The organism is Priestia sp. USM5, from assembly GCF_058323215.1.
Map to the genome: position 1 here is coordinate 872,713 of NZ_JBSGKN010000001.1, position 14,950 is coordinate 887,662.

19 protein-coding genes are annotated in these 14,950 nt (G+C 37.8%); 16 read left to right on the plus strand and 3 right to left on the minus strand.

Translation table 11 applies throughout. From position 1 onward, the window contains the following. Positions 1-101: 101 nt before the first annotated feature. The 3 genes from ACWATA_RS04455 (at position 102) to ACWATA_RS04465 (ending at position 1,637) form a co-directional block, all read left to right on the plus strand. Positions 102-317 (plus strand): YozE family protein, encoded by a 216-nt coding sequence (locus ACWATA_RS04455; RefSeq protein WP_013058722.1) that lies wholly within the window; start codon positions 102-104, stop codon positions 315-317. A 197-nt stretch (positions 318-514) separates the two neighbouring features. After that, entirely contained in the window at positions 515-1,201 is a 687-nt protein-coding gene (gene yodN / locus ACWATA_RS04460; RefSeq protein ID WP_013058721.1) for a germination protein YodN, read from the plus strand. A gap of 265 nt (positions 1,202-1,466) precedes the next feature. Continuing rightward, the gene (locus ACWATA_RS04465) at positions 1,467-1,637 is read left to right on the plus strand and encodes a YozD family protein (protein WP_013058720.1); all 171 of its coding nucleotides are present in this window, start codon (positions 1,467-1,469) and stop codon (positions 1,635-1,637) included. A 58-nt stretch (positions 1,638-1,695) separates the two neighbouring features. On the opposite strand, the gene ACWATA_RS04470 is transcribed toward ACWATA_RS04465, so the two are convergent. Beyond that, on the minus strand, positions 1,696-2,757 hold the full coding sequence (locus tag ACWATA_RS04470) for a DUF2515 family protein (protein WP_028415113.1): 1,062 nt from the start codon (positions 2,755-2,757) through the stop codon (positions 1,696-1,698). 117 nt (positions 2,758-2,874) lie between these two features. Between ACWATA_RS04470 and ACWATA_RS04475 the strand changes: the two genes are divergently transcribed. From ACWATA_RS04475 to ACWATA_RS04495, 5 genes are all read left to right on the plus strand, one after another. Further along, positions 2,875-3,129, plus strand: a complete 255-nt coding sequence (locus ACWATA_RS04475; RefSeq protein WP_323873956.1) for a hypothetical protein — start codon at positions 2,875-2,877, stop codon at positions 3,127-3,129. Between the two features lie 6 nt (positions 3,130-3,135). Further along, a complete protein-coding gene (locus ACWATA_RS04480; protein ID WP_047749946.1) occupies positions 3,136-3,969 on the plus strand; it encodes a serine/threonine protein kinase in 834 nt (277 codons plus the stop codon). Next, positions 3,956-4,726 (plus strand): sporulation protein, encoded by a 771-nt coding sequence (locus tag ACWATA_RS04485; RefSeq protein WP_028415111.1) that lies wholly within the window; start codon positions 3,956-3,958, stop codon positions 4,724-4,726. Before ACWATA_RS04480 ends, ACWATA_RS04485 begins: the two co-directional genes overlap by 14 nt. Before the next feature lie 235 nt (positions 4,727-4,961). Continuing rightward, positions 4,962-5,588: a phosphatase PAP2 family protein gene (locus ACWATA_RS04490; RefSeq protein ID WP_028415110.1), complete on the plus strand. Its 627-nt coding sequence runs from the start codon at positions 4,962-4,964 to the stop codon at positions 5,586-5,588. A gap of 246 nt (positions 5,589-5,834) precedes the next feature. Beyond that, the gene (locus ACWATA_RS04495) at positions 5,835-6,158 is read left to right on the plus strand and encodes a hypothetical protein (protein WP_013058713.1); all 324 of its coding nucleotides are present in this window, start codon (positions 5,835-5,837) and stop codon (positions 6,156-6,158) included. Between the two features lie 51 nt (positions 6,159-6,209). Here ACWATA_RS04495 and ACWATA_RS04500 read toward each other — a convergent pair whose 3' ends face one another. Then, entirely contained in the window at positions 6,210-6,362 is a 153-nt protein-coding gene (locus tag ACWATA_RS04500; protein WP_013058712.1) for a hypothetical protein, read from the minus strand. A gap of 194 nt (positions 6,363-6,556) precedes the next feature. On the opposite strand from ACWATA_RS04500, the gene deoD reads away from it, so the two are divergent. Together deoD and ACWATA_RS04510 are read left to right on the plus strand one after the other, a co-directional pair. Further along, positions 6,557-7,261: a purine-nucleoside phosphorylase gene (gene deoD / locus ACWATA_RS04505; RefSeq protein ID WP_013058711.1), complete on the plus strand. Its 705-nt coding sequence runs from the start codon at positions 6,557-6,559 to the stop codon at positions 7,259-7,261. A gap of 214 nt (positions 7,262-7,475) precedes the next feature. Beyond that, positions 7,476-8,924, plus strand: a complete 1,449-nt coding sequence (locus tag ACWATA_RS04510; protein ID WP_323873958.1) for a SulP family inorganic anion transporter — start codon at positions 7,476-7,478, stop codon at positions 8,922-8,924. A gap of 245 nt (positions 8,925-9,169) precedes the next feature. On the opposite strand, the gene ACWATA_RS04515 is transcribed toward ACWATA_RS04510, so the two are convergent. Beyond that, entirely contained in the window at positions 9,170-10,336 is a 1,167-nt protein-coding gene (locus ACWATA_RS04515; protein ID WP_014458560.1) for an FtsW/RodA/SpoVE family cell cycle protein, read from the minus strand. 666 nt (positions 10,337-11,002) lie between these two features. Here ACWATA_RS04515 and ACWATA_RS04520 point away from each other — a divergent pair. The 6 genes from ACWATA_RS04520 (at position 11,003) to ACWATA_RS04545 (ending at position 14,786) form a co-directional block, all read left to right on the plus strand. After that, entirely contained in the window at positions 11,003-11,548 is a 546-nt protein-coding gene (locus ACWATA_RS04520) for a hypothetical protein (RefSeq protein ID WP_047749948.1), read from the plus strand. A gap of 158 nt (positions 11,549-11,706) precedes the next feature. Further along, a complete protein-coding gene (locus ACWATA_RS04525) occupies positions 11,707-12,090 on the plus strand; it encodes a transporter (protein ID WP_473049598.1) in 384 nt (127 codons plus the stop codon). 140 nt (positions 12,091-12,230) lie between these two features. After that, positions 12,231-12,857: an FMN-dependent NADH-azoreductase gene (locus tag ACWATA_RS04530; protein WP_014458563.1), complete on the plus strand. Its 627-nt coding sequence runs from the start codon at positions 12,231-12,233 to the stop codon at positions 12,855-12,857. Between the two features lie 134 nt (positions 12,858-12,991). Continuing rightward, positions 12,992-13,189 carry a hypothetical protein gene (locus ACWATA_RS04535; RefSeq protein ID WP_372452798.1) on the plus strand — a complete coding sequence of 66 codons (198 nt, stop codon included), beginning with the start codon at positions 12,992-12,994 and terminating at the stop codon, positions 13,187-13,189. A 234-nt stretch (positions 13,190-13,423) separates the two neighbouring features. Further along, positions 13,424-13,921: a PTS sugar transporter subunit IIA gene (locus tag ACWATA_RS04540; protein WP_098999610.1), complete on the plus strand. Its 498-nt coding sequence runs from the start codon at positions 13,424-13,426 to the stop codon at positions 13,919-13,921. A gap of 37 nt (positions 13,922-13,958) precedes the next feature. Then, positions 13,959-14,786, plus strand: coding sequence for a PRD domain-containing protein (locus ACWATA_RS04545; RefSeq protein ID WP_028415104.1), 828 nt, complete (start codon positions 13,959-13,961; stop codon positions 14,784-14,786). The last annotated feature ends 164 nt before the right edge of the window (positions 14,787-14,950 follow it).

Below are 14,950 nucleotides of genomic sequence, written 5' to 3' on the forward strand. Positions count from 1 at the left end.
CTCATATTGCAGTGTTCGACATCTACATATCACAGAAGAAAGTTGTAGATTTCTTGAAAAAATGATAGAAAAGATACACATACCGCTGGAGGGGGAGTACGATGAAATCCTTTTATCACTATATAATGAAATTCCGATCAAATAAAAAACATGATCGAATGGGAGAGTTTGCGCGAAGTGCTTATGATGATCACAGCTTCCCGAAATCTTCAACAGACTATGACGAACTGAGTTCTTATTTAGAGCTCAACGGACATTATTTATCAAGTATGACCGTATTTGATGAAGCATGGGAGCTTTATCAAAATAATGCGTGAGAAAATAAAAAGATCCGAACGATGAATCGTTCGGATCTTTTTATTTTCCTTAGCCTGTACAATAAGCAGAAAAAAATGATAGAGGGCAATAGATAATAAAGGCTTGGTTCTAAAGATGTTATACTTCCCCTTTTTTAGTTACTGCATATAATATTGTAACTTTTCAGTAGGTGTATGTTTACTAAGGAGGTGCGACGATGGCAGGGAAGAAAAAACCTAAATACGGAATTGGTGAAACAGTCGTTGTAACAATATACGGGACCGTTGGCACTATTACCGATATAAAAGTGATGGATGGGATTTTTGTATACGAAATCAACCATAGTGAAGGTCTTTTTTTAGAAGATACAATTGAGCTTCTAGAAGAATATGAAGGTCAAATATTAGTACAGGAAAGAGTAGAGCTTGAATATAAATTTTTCTTCGGCGATATCGTCCAGGTTTTTAATTATGGAAAAGAGTTATTTAAAATCATTGGTATTCGAACAGAAATATGGCGTTATAAAGAGGATTCATGGGAAGATATTGTCTATGAATTGTCACGTGTAACAGATGGAGAATGGCTTGAGGCTAGTGAAGAAGAACTCATTCTCGTAACTCCTCATGAGGAAACAGAAAATTACGCTCAAAGTGTTGATATGTTGTATTTAGGTAAAGAAATTAAAAAGACGGAGTTGCTACCAAAGATGAAAAAACAAAACGGTTCTGAAAAAGAAGAAGTGAGGTTAACTAAAGAAAAGCATGAGATTATAAACGGTCTTTTAGATGTGTACAATGATTATAAATTTTTGTATGAGCTTTTTGAAGATGAAGAATACGCTGAAGTCATGAACTTAGTGCTGAAACATTTAAAAAAGATAGCAAAATCCGAACAAGGAAAATAGCAGGTAGATGCCTAATAAATAAAAGATAGCCGAGATAGATCATCACATCTCTCTTAGCTATCTTTTATTGTGTATACGGCGATGGTAATGAAAAAAGAATGGGTATAATTACCTTTCTATTTAAACTGCTGAAATTTTAGACATACTATTGCCAAATTGTTCATAAATGTGTATAAGGTAAAACTTCAAGCAGAAGATGGAGTGAACCTATTTTTAAGAAAAATAAGGTACGCTAATCCGTTCAAACGGGATAAGGAGTGATATTGTGAAAGAAATCGAAGTGGTCATTGATACGGAAGAAATTGCGGAGTTCTTTTACAATGAACTAGTCAAGCGAGGCTATGTTCCCGCTGAAGAAGAGCTAGGCGAATTAGCGGATATAACTTTTGATTATCTCATTGATAAATGTATTATTGATGAGCAAGATGAAGAATAAAAAGATAGATACATCTGTAACGACGGGGAAACTCGTCGTTTTGTTTATGAGACAGCGGTTATGAAAAAGGATTAGCAGCTTTTATAGCGGATTGCACTTTTATATGATGCTGAAGGGGAATTTTTTTAACTGAAGAAGCGGGAATAGAGTCAAGAAGAGAAAATATGCTTTCGTCTTCAAACCAATCTTCTTTTCTTAAAAAAAGATGTACGCGGTCTCCCCAGCTCATAGTTAAAGTCGGGCTATAGAGCTTTTTGGAATGAGTTCTGTCATTTGTAAATATATCTGAATTATAATCGCTTCGAGACCCTGTATGAGGGTGTTTAAGGCTAAAGGTATAAATAGCATCATGCAAGTTTGAATAAAAAAGAAGAACGTATAGGGTTTTTCCCACTTCAATCCGTCTTATCACAGACTCAAAATGGTAGACTTTCGTTCCACATAAATCAATTTTATTACCTGAATAATAGGGAAAGACGATTTGAGTCATACCGAGAAAATTTTGAGTGTGAAACTGCCAAGAGTTAAGAACATCACGCTGAAACTCTTTTTTAAAGAGAACATTTTTTTCGATATGATACTGTTCGTTCACAATCAGGGCTATTGATAAGAGCGTTTTGTTTCTGTGCTGCCAAAAGTCATTCCAAACAGCTTTCATAAAAGAAGATATGTGAAAGGCGGGGAGTAAATGAAACAGATTGCTGTTTTGCTCTTTGCTTTTTTCATAGAGTAACAGCTGAGCGTAAGCATCATGAAATATCGCTGAGTTGGAATGTTCTAAAAACAAGAAGTATGCGTGCTGTTTCTCTGATGAAAGCAGGGATTTTATTAAGGTAGTGGAGAGATCTGTCATATAATAGCCGCCGTTTCGTGAAACTAAGTGTGCTAAAAGAGCCCAGTGAATTTCAGGGTGTTTTTGATAATAGTCCAAATAAGCTTGTGTACGTGTAACATTGTTTTGATTAGCTTTTTTTACTTTTCTTCGAATTTCTTTAATCCATTTTACATCTTCTCCAATAAAAGAGAGCGGGAGAATAGCAGGAGGTTTGTGCTGCATCATCTGCTGCAGACGAAGAACATCCTCCAATCTAATGAGGGGATTTGTGTCAGTAGAAGTCATGTTAAGCCTCCTTTGAAACGTTTAACTATTTTAAAAAAGGGTAAGGGACTTTTTGAAACCTTTATAACATTTCGTACGTATAAAGGGTAACAAATGTTAAGAAAAGAGGTTTTCTTTATGTTCAGAAAAATATTTGAATCATTAACTGGATCTAAACATCGCCGCTACAGCAGCAGTGATCGACACTACCGAGGTCCACGCCACTACAGCAGCAGTGATCATCATCACAGACGTCCGCGTCACCATAGCAGCAGTAGCGATTATAAACGAAGCAAATATTATGACAGCCACAGTCATTCAAAATATGGTCATCACCATTACAAGCGTAAACGCAAAAGCGGAAGCTTCTTCTCAAGCTTTTTCTCAAGTTGATTTGGAATGAAAAATCGAATGTTCAAACACTTTCATCGCTGGCTAGTTGACCGTCCTTTTAAAAAAGGAACAGTCATTTGTGAGCGCTATGAAATCATAAATGTACTGGGAATGGGGAGCTATGGTATAACATATGTTGCTAGTGACATTGTGCAACAAAAAGAGGTAGTAATAAAGCAGCTCCGCAAAACGAAGCAGCGCACGCCTCAGGGGCTGAAGTCTTTTCATTATGAAGCAAAACTGCTGTCTCAACTAGATCATCCTCAAATTCCTTCGCTGTATGAAGCTGTTGAAATAGATGAAGGGTGTTTTCTAGTGATGGAGTTGATTCAAGGAAAAACGTTTGAAGATTTAATTTTTGAAGAGAAGCGCGTATATACAGAAGAAAAAGCGCTTGACATTTTACTTGATATTCTAAAAGTAGTTTCCGTTATTCATGAGCAAGGAATCGTTCACCGTGATCTTCGTATTCCAAACATTATTGATGTTAACGGGACCATCTATGTTATTGACTTTGGTCTTGCAAGATTTTTGGGAGCTCATGAAGAAACAAGCAGCCTTATAGAAGAACAGCAGTTTATGAGACAAACATCGGTTGCAAGCGATATCTATGCGCTTGGTCATTTTCTTTTATTTTTATTGTATTCTGGTTATGAGCCGACGGATAAACAAGAAAAAAGCTGGGAACAAGAGCTAAGCTTGTCGGCGCCCATTAAAACCATCATTCAAAAAATGCTGAGAGCAGATGAAGCGTATGAAAGTATTAAAAGTTTACAAAAAGACATTTATGACTATATAAATAGTAAGAACTCGGGGAGGGAAAAGCATGGCGCTATTTAATAAAGCGTTAGCCCGCATTGGAATTGGTGCAGCGCGAGTGGATGCTAAGCTTGTCAATGATGAATTTCGTGCTGGTGAAACGATTGAAGGGATTGTTGAAGTGTACGGCGGAAATGTTGAGCAGAAAATTGACAGCATCTATCTGCGTCTATTCACAACCTATGTAAAAGAAAGAGACGATAAAAAATACAAGCAGGACATTGAACTTAATACGTTTAAGATTAACGACCCGTTTACGATCCAACCATCTGAAACCAAGTCTATTCCTTTTACCTTTCAGCTGCCTGATGATACGCCTGTTACATTAGGGAGAACCCGAGTGTGGGTGGCGACGAGCCTCGATATTAAAGATGCGGTTGATCCGTCGGATATTGATCATGTAAAAGTGCTCCCTAACCTTATGGTAACAAGCACAATTGAAGCGATGGAACAGCTTGGCTTTCGCTTGCGCCAAGTCGAGTGCGAAGAAGCTCCTCGCAGGATGAGAAAAAGACTTCCTTTTGTTCAAGAATTTGAATTTGTTCCAAGCGGTGGAGTGTACGCTGGGAAAGTAGATGAAATTGAAATCATCGTGCAGCCGAGCGGCTTACATGACTACGATTTATTTATAGAAGTAGATCGACGAGCCAGAGGGTTTGGGGGGTTTTTATCTGAAATGCTGGATGCAGATGAGTCGCTCGTTCATGTTCATGTTTCTGAAAAAGAAATTCCTCAGTTAAAAAATAGATTAACCAATATTATTTCACGCTATAGCTAACGTGCATAGCTCTCCTTTATTTTTCGTATATTAAAGACAGTAAAAAGAAAGGAGAGAGGTATATGCCGCAATCAAAACAAACGAAAAAAATAAATGCAAAAGAGGAATTTTCGGCTGAATTTGTCGTTCATCAAGCTCCCAAGCCGGAAGACTATATTCAGCCAAAACGTGTGAATAAGTAAAGCATGTAGCACGCTACATGCTTTTTCTTTTAATAGGTTGGAGGAAATAAAAAATGGTAAATCGCACTACAAAATATTCTCTATTTATTGTATCGCTTTTAGCTTTCTTTTTACTCATTTTATTTACGTTTAATACACCTTGGGTGAAACAGCTTGACTTTAATGTACTTCATACCATTGAAGGATGGAGGACGGATACGTTAACACCCATCATCATATTTATAACAACTGTAGGATCTTGGTATGTCACTGCGCCAATATGGTTTGCCATTATAGTATTTCTTCTTTATAAACGAAAAGGATTGCTCGCTTTATATATCACGCTTGTTTTTTGGGGAGTTCGCGCTTTAAATTGGGGATTGAAGGAGATTTTTGCAAGACCAAGACCTGATTGGAGTCAAGTCGTTCCCGCCTCTCACTATAGTTTTCCGAGCGGACATGCCATGAACTCAATGGCGTTTTACAGCGGAGTGCTTTTGTTAATATGGATGTATACAAGAAGCAGGGCTATTAAAACGGCAGCTGCATGCGTAATTGCTATTATTATTTTATTAATTGGATTTAGCCGTTTGTATTTAGGCGTACACTTTTTAACGGATATACTAGCAGGATATTGTGTAGGACTTGCTTGGTCATTAGGAGTCTACCTCCTTTCTAAGCGCCTATATAACCAAAAATAGGAGCAATGGTTACATTTTTTTCGTTAATATTTCATTTTGTTTAAGTAGGTCTATTGATTCATCCATTCAAAAACAACTAATGATAAAATGGGAAACAAATATTTTATGTACATGTTTAATAAGGAGAAACTAGTAATTTCGACAAAAAACGTTTTGATTCGATAAAGGATTTTCGGATTTTATCACTAATTATATAAGAATACATGACGTAAAAGAGTAAATACTTGCTTTTGGGTGGAGGGAAGAATGTTGAGTGTGTGGACCACAATAAAAAAACAATTTAATATTAGCACAGAATATGATGTAACCATTATGCAAACAGAAGAAAAAGGCGAAAAGCGCGGATATAAGCCTGTCCATCGTCTAACGATTACAGCATTCGATCATCAAGACGCTGCAACACAAGTATTTCAGATGTTTAATATTGCTGATAATTTGCCAAAAGATTGTGATGCGAGATTTATTAGCACAGGCGATATTTTGTTAATTGATGAAGGTACTCGAGGGAAGTATTACTACAAGCTATGGACAGACGGATGGCAAAAAGTGAATCGCCTGCATGTACGTTAAACATAAGGTAAAAGCGACCTATCTGGCCGCTTTTTATTTATATGTTGACTCTTAGTAATCACGAGTATGATGACCAGGGCCATTTTTTCGGTTTGTTGCTGAATATTCATCTCCATGGGCTTCATGTTCTGCTATAATTGCTTCTTTTGGAATGTGATTATTCTTTTTAGGCGAATTAATTCGGTTGCGATGTTTTTTCCCCATACATATCACCTCAGCTAAAGTTAGTAAATCCCTTGCGCTATTAGCGTACCCTTATATAAAAAGACATACTACGCCATTTTTTGGGCAGTATGTCTTTTTATTTTTGACGCATAATGTTAGAAGTAAATAGACATGCAAGGGATACAATATGGTATAGTGAAAGCGTAAGATTTTTTACATATAGGAGGTACGAAATGAGCGTACATATTGGGGCAAAACAAGGTGATATTGCAGAAACAATTTTACTTCCAGGTGATCCACTTCGTGCAAAATACATTGCAGAAACGTTTTTAGAAGATGTAACTTGCTATAACGAAGTGCGCGGTATGCTTGGATTTACAGGAACATATAAAGGAAAGCGCGTTTCTGTTCAAGGAACGGGAATGGGTGTACCATCGATTGCTATTTATGTAAATGAACTAATGAATGAATATGGTGTTCAAAACCTAATTCGCGTGGGTACATGCGGAGCAATCCAAAAAGATGTAAAAGTACGTGACGTTATTTTAGCCATGTCTTCGTCAAGTGATTCACAAATGAACCGCGTTAAATTTGGTCCTATTGACTACGCACCGACAGCTAACTTTGATTTATTAAAGCGCGCTTACGATGCAGGTGTTGAAAAAGGCCTTCAGTTAAAAGTAGGAAGTGTATTTACATCTGATCAATTTTACAATGAAGACGGCCAGCTAGAAAAATTAGCAGCTCACGGCGTATTGGCAGTTGAAATGGAAACGACGGCTCTGTATACGCTAGCCGCTAAATACGGCCGTAATGCTTTGTCGGTTTTAACAGTAAGTGATCACATCTTCACTGGTGAAGAAACAACGTCAGAAGAACGTCAAACGACGTTCAACGATATGATTGTTGTTGCGCTTGAAGCAGCAATTAATGAATGAACATAATTTCATTTATTTGCTGAATGGAAGCGAAATGCTGCCGCGTAACAAATAAAAAGACGAGAAGCAATCAAGCTTCTCGTCTTTTTATTTGTGAAAATTAATTGTTTCCAAATAGGAAATTGTATGGTACGATTTGATACGTTAAAAACGGCCTTGATTTTCGTGAAAGTCGAAAATCGTATAAAAAATTCATAAGAGGTGATAAACCATCATGATGGCAAGTATTAAACAGCAGTGGTTTTCAAATGTTCGAGCAGACATTTTGTCAGGGATGACAGTTGCTCTTGCGCTTATTCCAGAAGCCCTTGCTTTTTCCATTATCGCCGGTGTCAATCCTATGGTGGGTCTGTATGCATCTTTTTGTATGGCAATTGTGATTGCTTTTACAGGTGGAAGACCAGCTATGATTTCAGCTGCAACAGGAGCAATGTCTTTATTGATGATTAACTTAGTCAAAGATCACGGCATTGAGTATTTATTTGCAGCTACTGTTTTAACCGGAATTATTCAAATTTTACTTGGTGTTTTGAAAGTAGGAAGGTTTTTATCATTTCTTCCTCAAACAGTGATGATTGGCTTTGTAAATGCGCTCGGTATTTTGATTTTTACCGCACAGCTTCCGCATTTTGAAGGAGCAAATTGGATGATGTACGCAATGGTAGCCGGAACGCTGCTCATCGTCTACTTATTTCCGCTCATGACCAAGGCAATACCATCTCCGCTTGTTGCCATTGTCTTGATGACGATTGTAGCGATTGTCTTTCATTTAGATTTAAAAACGGTAGGAGATATGGGGAATATTACGCGTTCGCTGCCGGTTCTTCACTTTCCAAAGGTTGATTTATCAGTGGAGACACTGGTCATCATTTTACCTTATTCGCTTCCTTTAGCGATTGTAGGTCTACTTGAATCTATGCTAACGGCAACGGTGCTGGACGAAATTACAGATACGCCTTCGAATAAAAATAAAGAAGCGCGCGGTCAAGGCATCGCTAATATTGTAACAGGTTTCTTTGGAGGAATGGCTGGCTGTGCCATGATTGGACAATCTATGATTAATGTAAAATCAGGGGGACGTGGAAGGTTATCTACCTTAGTCGCCGGAGTCTTTTTATTGTTCTTAATTATGGTGCTTGGCGATGTTGTTAAACAAATTCCAATGGCTGCTCTTGTAGGCGTTATGTTTATGGTAGCTGCCGGTACATTTGATTGGCAGTCCCTTAAAGACTTAACGAAATATCCGCTATCGGATGCCATTGTAATGGTTGTTACGGTGGTTATCGTATTGTTTACACATAACTTAGCATTAGGAGTAATGGTAGGTATTGTTTTAAGTACGATTGTATTTGGCTGGAAGATGGCTAAAATCAAAACAACTTCACAAACAGAAGGTAATACGAAGCAATACAGAGTTTCAGGACAATTATTTTTTGCTACCATCAGTTTCTTTATGGATGAATTTCAGTATGAAACAGACCCAGATACCATCATTATTGATTTTAGTTCTTCTCATATATGGGATCAATCGGCCGTGATTGGCATCTCGAAAATTATCGATAAGTACGAGCGATTGAATAAAAAGGTTATTGTAAAAGGATTAAATGAAGAGAGTAAAAAAATCGTTAGGCAGATTGGCTTAACGTCGCTGTCGAACAAGTAAAAAAGGTGTGCAGTAGCACACCTTTTTTACTTGTTTCGTTTTAGTAGCTGTATGAGCCAGGTGGAAAAAGAAGTTGTAGATGAGGGTGCGGATGTCTGTTTTAACAAAATAGCATAGGCTTTGCGCCGATATTGGTAATCAAGCATGCATATCTACTCCTTTCAAAACAGTTTTTGAAAGCGTTTTCTTTATTGTAGCATGCTTAATAGGGAGATAAAAGAAAAAAGAGAGACCATTGTCTCTCTTTAATCATTTCCAAACATATAGCGTTTGTGATGCCATGAGATTCCAAACATCAGACCCATTGCAAACATGTTCCCCATCAGTGAACTACCTCCATATGAAATAAAAGGAAGTGGAATTCCGGTAATAGGCAAGACTTGAATGGTCATACCGATATTTTGAAATACGTGGAACGTAAGCATTGAAATAACGCCTACACATAAGTAAGAATTGAATTCATTTTTTGTTTCAAGCCCTAGCTTGATCAAGTAATAAACGAGTACGAAGAAAAGACTAATAACAATGCTGGCGCCTATAAAGCCAAACTCTTCTCCAATAACCGCAAAAATAAAGTCGGTCTGTCCTTCTGGCAAATAGACAACTCCATTTCCGATCCCTTTACCGTTTACCATTCCTGACCCAATCGCATCTAACGATTTCTTTAAATGATAGCCCTCTCCCGAACTATACGACTCAGGATCAAGCCAAGAATAAATACGTCCAAATTGGTATTGCTTAACCCCTAGATACTTTTCTAATAAGTTAGGTGCATAAACAACAAGTCCCAAAATAACAGAACCAACCGCTGTAATACCTAAAAACGCAGGCGCGATGATTTTCCAGCTTACGCCTGAAACAAATACAAGTCCAACTGTGATTGCTAAGAACACAAGAGCGGTACCTAAGTCAGGCTGCTGCATGATTAACAATAAAGGTAAAGCAAGTACAGCGCCTAGTTTACCAAGCAGTAAAAAGTCTTCTCTTACTGTTCGGATACGATATTTTTCATTGTGTTTAACAATGACCGTACTCAGTGTGATAATCAAAAACACTTTCATAAACTCTGATGGCTGCAACGAGAAGCCGGGAAGTGTGAACCAACTTTTTGCCCCGTTAATTTCTCTGGCAATACTTGAAGGAGCCACTAGTAAAAGAAGCAATAAAAAGTTCCCAAATCCATAAAAAACCCACGTTAGCTTTTGAAGCTGATCGGAGTCAAAACGCATGACAAATCCTATAATCACCATTCCAATAATATAAAAAACAACTTGTTGCGCTACGAAGTTCTTATCATACTGCCCAATTTTTTCAGCACTATGGATTGCCACAACGCTTACGCAAAACAATAGGAAGATTAGGAAAGCCAAGTTCCAGTCAAATCTACTAACATTTCTTTGATTTTCACCCATATTATTCACCTGTCACTATTAAATCTCATTCTTTCTTTATGATAAAAGAAAAATGCTGGTTTTTAATGCAAAGTCGATTAATGAAGAGTCGCACTAACCCCGCTTTGCAGTTTTTGCTTTGAATATAGACTTGCTAAAAGTAAGAAAAGATATGTCGCAAGCTGCGTTACCATACAGCCTTTTATTATACATGAATTATTCTATAACATAAATAGGAGAAATGATAACAATTTCTTTTTTCTAAAAACTCTATTTGTAAGGATTTATTCAATTCATCTTCTTTATCTCCTTAAAGGTTAATATGAAAACATATTATAGGAATTTATCTTTTTTTGCACGTGAAAAGATAAAGAAACATGTATATATATAACGAAAGAAAGGGGCAAATAGTTTCATATGAACGACTGAAAAATTCTAAACTGCAAGGACTAAATCTAGCAAGCTATACATATGAATAATAGTAAAGGTAAGAGAAAGTGTTCTACACTATCTTTTTCTACATGCAGACATTCAACTTCTTAGCTCCCTACAAGTAAACAGTCATAGTCTACTTTCTTACTGATGAACGTATGGAAGGCATAGGGTAGATTACCGAATAAGAGACACAGGATATTAGGAAAATAATAGATAGAGATTAATAGAATCATAACGTAGAGAGGTGTGTTTATGATTATAGGGGCAAGTTTGACAGCATTTTTATTATTATGGTGGACAATTTTTTATAGCGGGCGCTACCATCATTATGTTTCAGAGCCTGTTGGCAAAAGAATTTCCCTTCACGTAGGAATACATGTTACCTTAGTGGTTGGAGTGAATGCATGTCTCTGGCTTGAGCAGCCGCTGCTTTTTTCTAGCATTTTAGCAGGGTGTGCAGGACTAGGAGCCGGATGGTTTGTGGGGATTCCTTTTTCGGTAAAAAGTATTTTAAGCGGAATAATGGGGGGCATAGGAACCGGTGTTAGTTTTTATATCTCTATGAGTATGTGGATAGATCAATTTAACTCGCTGTCTTTTTTATTGATAGGAACGAGCGTTATTTTTAGCGGAAGCTCGTTATTTCAAGTGTTAAAATCGATTCCGTCATTTGAAAAGGTACTGGTGAAAAGGTGGGTTCAACATCCTTTTCTGATAGCGCCTATTTTGATTACCGTATTTTGGCTGTATAATTTTATTGAAAAATATTTTCCGCAAGCAGATCCAACACGCAAGTAGTTTCCGTGTTGGATTTATTATTTCTTCGGGTAAGCCTCCTTTAAGCTCACCAAGTTTGACATCGTTCCATTAGTCTATAGAAGGTAAAAGTAGACATTCACCTATCTTCATTATGATGCATATTGTAACGTAGCAAGCATTATAAAGGGGGAGTGCGTATGTATCCATATCAATACGATCCACGTTTTCAAAATTTGTTTCCACCTGGAGGAGGCCAAGGCTTTCCACCGCCACCACCTGAAGGAGGGGGCCAAGGGTTTCCGCCGCAGGGAGGGGCGCAGCCACCTTCAAGTCCGCCGCCAGCTTTTACACCTACACCAAAGCTAGGTTCAGGAGGTCCATCGCTTTATGCTGTTGATCCAGGCGCTATTTCAGGATGCTTATACCGATACACCTATATATGGCCGAGAAATGGTCGACCTTACTGGTTTTACCCAACCTTTGTAGGCAGACGCTCAGTTGCAGGATATCGCTGGACAGGATCTTTCTGGGTGTATGCAGGGGTAGATGTAAATCAAATTCGAGAATTTCAATGTATATAAAACTCCGCTTGCGGAGTTTTTTTGTGCGAAAAGGTTGACGCATAAAAAATGGCGTTATATAATAAATCTCGAATTAAAGATAATTTGTTTAGTAATATCTCGAACTGATGATAATAGACACTTTTTAGGAGATGACATTTATGGCAAATGTATTATATGTAAAAGTAAATCCGCAGGTTGATGAAGCATCATTTTCAACTCGTTTAGCACAGGTTTTCTTAGATGAGTATAAAACAGCAAACCCGACTGATACAGTGACAACGCTTGATCTGTATAAAGAAACAGTTCCATTCATCGATGGAGATGTTTTAGCAGCATGGGGAAAAGCTGGAGCTGGTGAAGAATTATCAGCTGTTGAGTTAGAAAAAGTAACGCGTATGGGTGAATTAGTAGAGCAGTTTTTACAAGCTGACAAAGTTATTTTCTCAGCTCCAATGTGGAACTTAAGTTTCCCTCCACTAATGAAAGCATATATTGATAACATTTTAATTGCAGGAAAAACGTTTAAATATACTGAAAATGGTCCAGTAGGATTAGCTTCAGATAAAAAGGTAGTATTACTAGAAGCTCGTGGAGGCGTGTATTCAGAAGGCCCTGCGGCAGAGCTAGAATTTACTCAAAGCTATTTACGTACAGTAATGGGATTCATTGGTGTTCAAGATTTCCAACTGGTTGTTGCAGAAGGCATGGCTTACACGCCAGCAGAAGCAGACAATATTCTAGCAAAAGCATCTGAAAAAGCAAAAGAAGTTGCGTCAACGTTCTAATCTCAAGAGGCTGGGACAAAAGGATTTTAGACGAAGTGAAAAACGAACCACTGATCAAGATGTTTGATTAGTGGTTCGTTTTTTTTTGTTACGGTGAACGTAGGTTTCATGTTTGTAAGTCTTTCTAGCAGTTGATGGGAGGGCAAGCCGAAGACTCCTGCGGGAAAAGCGGAATAGGTGAGACCCCACAGGAGCGTATGCGACGAGGAGGCTCAGCATCCGCCCGCGGAAAGCGAAGTCTTGCACGGAAATCAACTGCGGTGTCAAAAGCGGTTCGGCTCATGTATACGAGTTATTCGTCTTTAGATTGGATTCATTTGTTTATGTCTTAACCTCTTTTTTAGGGTTAAAATTCAATATCCACCCTTCAGAAGATGTAGAAAGGGTTACATAAAGTGCAGCATAGGGAACGTGCTTCTTATAAAAGCGCTTATACATTTTTATTTACAAGATAAAAAAAGCATGGTTAAATAATGACCATGTTAATGTACCATCAGGATAGGGGAAGTTTTTCTGCAGAATCATTGGGGTATGCTACAAGTACAATCTAAAAAAGGGTGATTGAGATGTTTAAAAAATTATTTGGTAATAAGACAAAATCAAAAGAAACAACCGTTCTAGCTCCGCTTTCAGGTAATATCCTGCCAATCAGCGAAGTGCCAGATCCAGTGTTCGCACAGAAGATGATGGGAGACGGTTTTGCAATCGAACCTTCAGAAGGACAAGTTGTTTCACCCGTTGCTGGGGAAGTCGTTCAGCTTTTTCATACAAAACATGCGGTAGGCTTAAAAACAGAAGCCGGTACAGAAGTATTAATACATATCGGCCTTGAAACAGTGGCAATGGAAGGCGAAGGATTCGAAGCTCACGTAACACAAGGTGACAAAGTAAGTGTAGGAACACCTCTTATTACATTTGATTTAGCGCTTATTCAAGAAAAAGCGAAAAGCATTATCACACCAATTGTTGTTACAAATAGTGATGCAAGTGAAAGTTTCGAAATTTTGGCTCAAGGGACGGTTCAAAAAGGCGAAACTGCTTGTGCAAAAGTAACGATGAAGTAATAAGCAAGGCCTTTTCCTTTAAGAAAGGAGAGCGCATTTGAAGATTTTAAAAGTGTTAAATAACAACGCCGTTGTCTTTAAGGAAGGCGGAGTTGAAAAGATTGCGATGGGTCCCGGCATCGCTTTTCAAAAAGGTAAAAATGATCTTATTAATGCTGCAAAAGTGGAGAAAGTCTTTGTCATGAAAGAAGAACAGGAAAAGTTTCAAGAACTATTAAAAAATCTTCCTGAAGAGCATATTCAAGTGGCGGAAGAAATCATTTCGTATGCTGAGCAGCAGCTTTCTGCTACGCTAAGTCATCATGTGCATATTGCTTTGAGCGATCATTTATCCTTTGCTGTCGAAAGAATAGCCCGCGGAATTTCCATCCAAAATAAATTGCTTAATGAAATTAAATCACTCTATCAGCCTGAGTATGCAATAGGAGTGTGGGCTCTTCAGCATATCAAAAAGAGGTTAGACATCACGATGCCGATTGATGAAGCGGGATATATTGCGCTTCATATTCATACGGCGAAACTGAATTCACCAGGAATGCAGCAGCTCATGATGAATACAACGATTATTAATGAAATGGTTACGATTATAAAAAAAGAGCTGAATATGGAGATTGATGAAAACAGCATGTCCTATCAGCGTCTGCTGACTCACTTGCGCTTTGCGTTAAATCGTTTAGCGCAAAATGAACCTTTTCATGAGATGGATGAAGAGATGCTCGACGTATTAAAAGTCAAATATAAAAAATCGTATCAGTGTGCTGAAACGATAAAGCAATTTGTCAAAGAGGAGTACGACATTAATTTTCCAGAAGCGGAGTTAGGCTACATCACGCTTCACATTTGCCGAATAGAGCAAAGAATATAGAAAAAAGCATTGACGAATATTGTTGCATTGAGTACAATGAAAGCGTATTAATTGAATAATCGGGATTGTGACTGGTAAAGCAGGCAAGACCTAGAATGCGCATAAAGGACAAGTGTGTCTTTTATAAGCGTGTTTTAGGTCTTGCTTTTTTTATGACATACAAC

Bases quoted from the DNA above. Each gene is read 5' to 3' on its own strand.
- ACWATA_RS04455 (WP_013058722.1), top strand. From the start codon at position 102: ATGAAATCCTTTTATCACTATATAATGAAATTCCGATCAAATAAAAAA.
- ACWATA_RS04535 (WP_372452798.1), top strand. From the start codon at position 12,992: ATGGGAGGGCAAGCCGAAGACTCCTGCGGGAAAAGCGGAATAGGTGAG.
- ACWATA_RS04490 (WP_028415110.1), top strand. From the start codon at position 4,962: ATGGTAAATCGCACTACAAAATATTCTCTATTTATTGTATCGCTTTTA.
- ACWATA_RS04500 (WP_013058712.1), bottom strand. From the start codon at position 6,362: ATGGGGAAAAAACATCGCAACCGAATTAATTCGCCTAAAAAGAATAAT.
- ACWATA_RS04485 (WP_028415111.1), top strand. From the start codon at position 3,956: ATGGCGCTATTTAATAAAGCGTTAGCCCGCATTGGAATTGGTGCAGCG.
- yodN (WP_013058721.1), top strand. From the start codon at position 515: ATGGCAGGGAAGAAAAAACCTAAATACGGAATTGGTGAAACAGTCGTT.
- ACWATA_RS04470 (WP_028415113.1), bottom strand. From the start codon at position 2,757: ATGACTTCTACTGACACAAATCCCCTCATTAGATTGGAGGATGTTCTT.
- ACWATA_RS04480 (WP_047749946.1), top strand. From the start codon at position 3,136: ATGAAAAATCGAATGTTCAAACACTTTCATCGCTGGCTAGTTGACCGT.
- ACWATA_RS04515 (WP_014458560.1), bottom strand. From the start codon at position 10,336: ATGGGTGAAAATCAAAGAAATGTTAGTAGATTTGACTGGAACTTGGCT.
- ACWATA_RS04530 (WP_014458563.1), top strand. From the start codon at position 12,231: ATGGCAAATGTATTATATGTAAAAGTAAATCCGCAGGTTGATGAAGCA.
- ACWATA_RS04525 (WP_473049598.1), top strand. From the start codon at position 11,707: ATGTATCCATATCAATACGATCCACGTTTTCAAAATTTGTTTCCACCT.
- ACWATA_RS04520 (WP_047749948.1), top strand. From the start codon at position 11,003: ATGATTATAGGGGCAAGTTTGACAGCATTTTTATTATTATGGTGGACA.
- deoD (WP_013058711.1), top strand. From the start codon at position 6,557: ATGAGCGTACATATTGGGGCAAAACAAGGTGATATTGCAGAAACAATT.
- ACWATA_RS04510 (WP_323873958.1), top strand. From the start codon at position 7,476: ATGATGGCAAGTATTAAACAGCAGTGGTTTTCAAATGTTCGAGCAGAC.
- ACWATA_RS04540 (WP_098999610.1), top strand. From the start codon at position 13,424: ATGTTTAAAAAATTATTTGGTAATAAGACAAAATCAAAAGAAACAACC.
- ACWATA_RS04495 (WP_013058713.1), top strand. From the start codon at position 5,835: ATGTTGAGTGTGTGGACCACAATAAAAAAACAATTTAATATTAGCACA.
- ACWATA_RS04475 (WP_323873956.1), top strand. From the start codon at position 2,875: ATGTTCAGAAAAATATTTGAATCATTAACTGGATCTAAACATCGCCGC.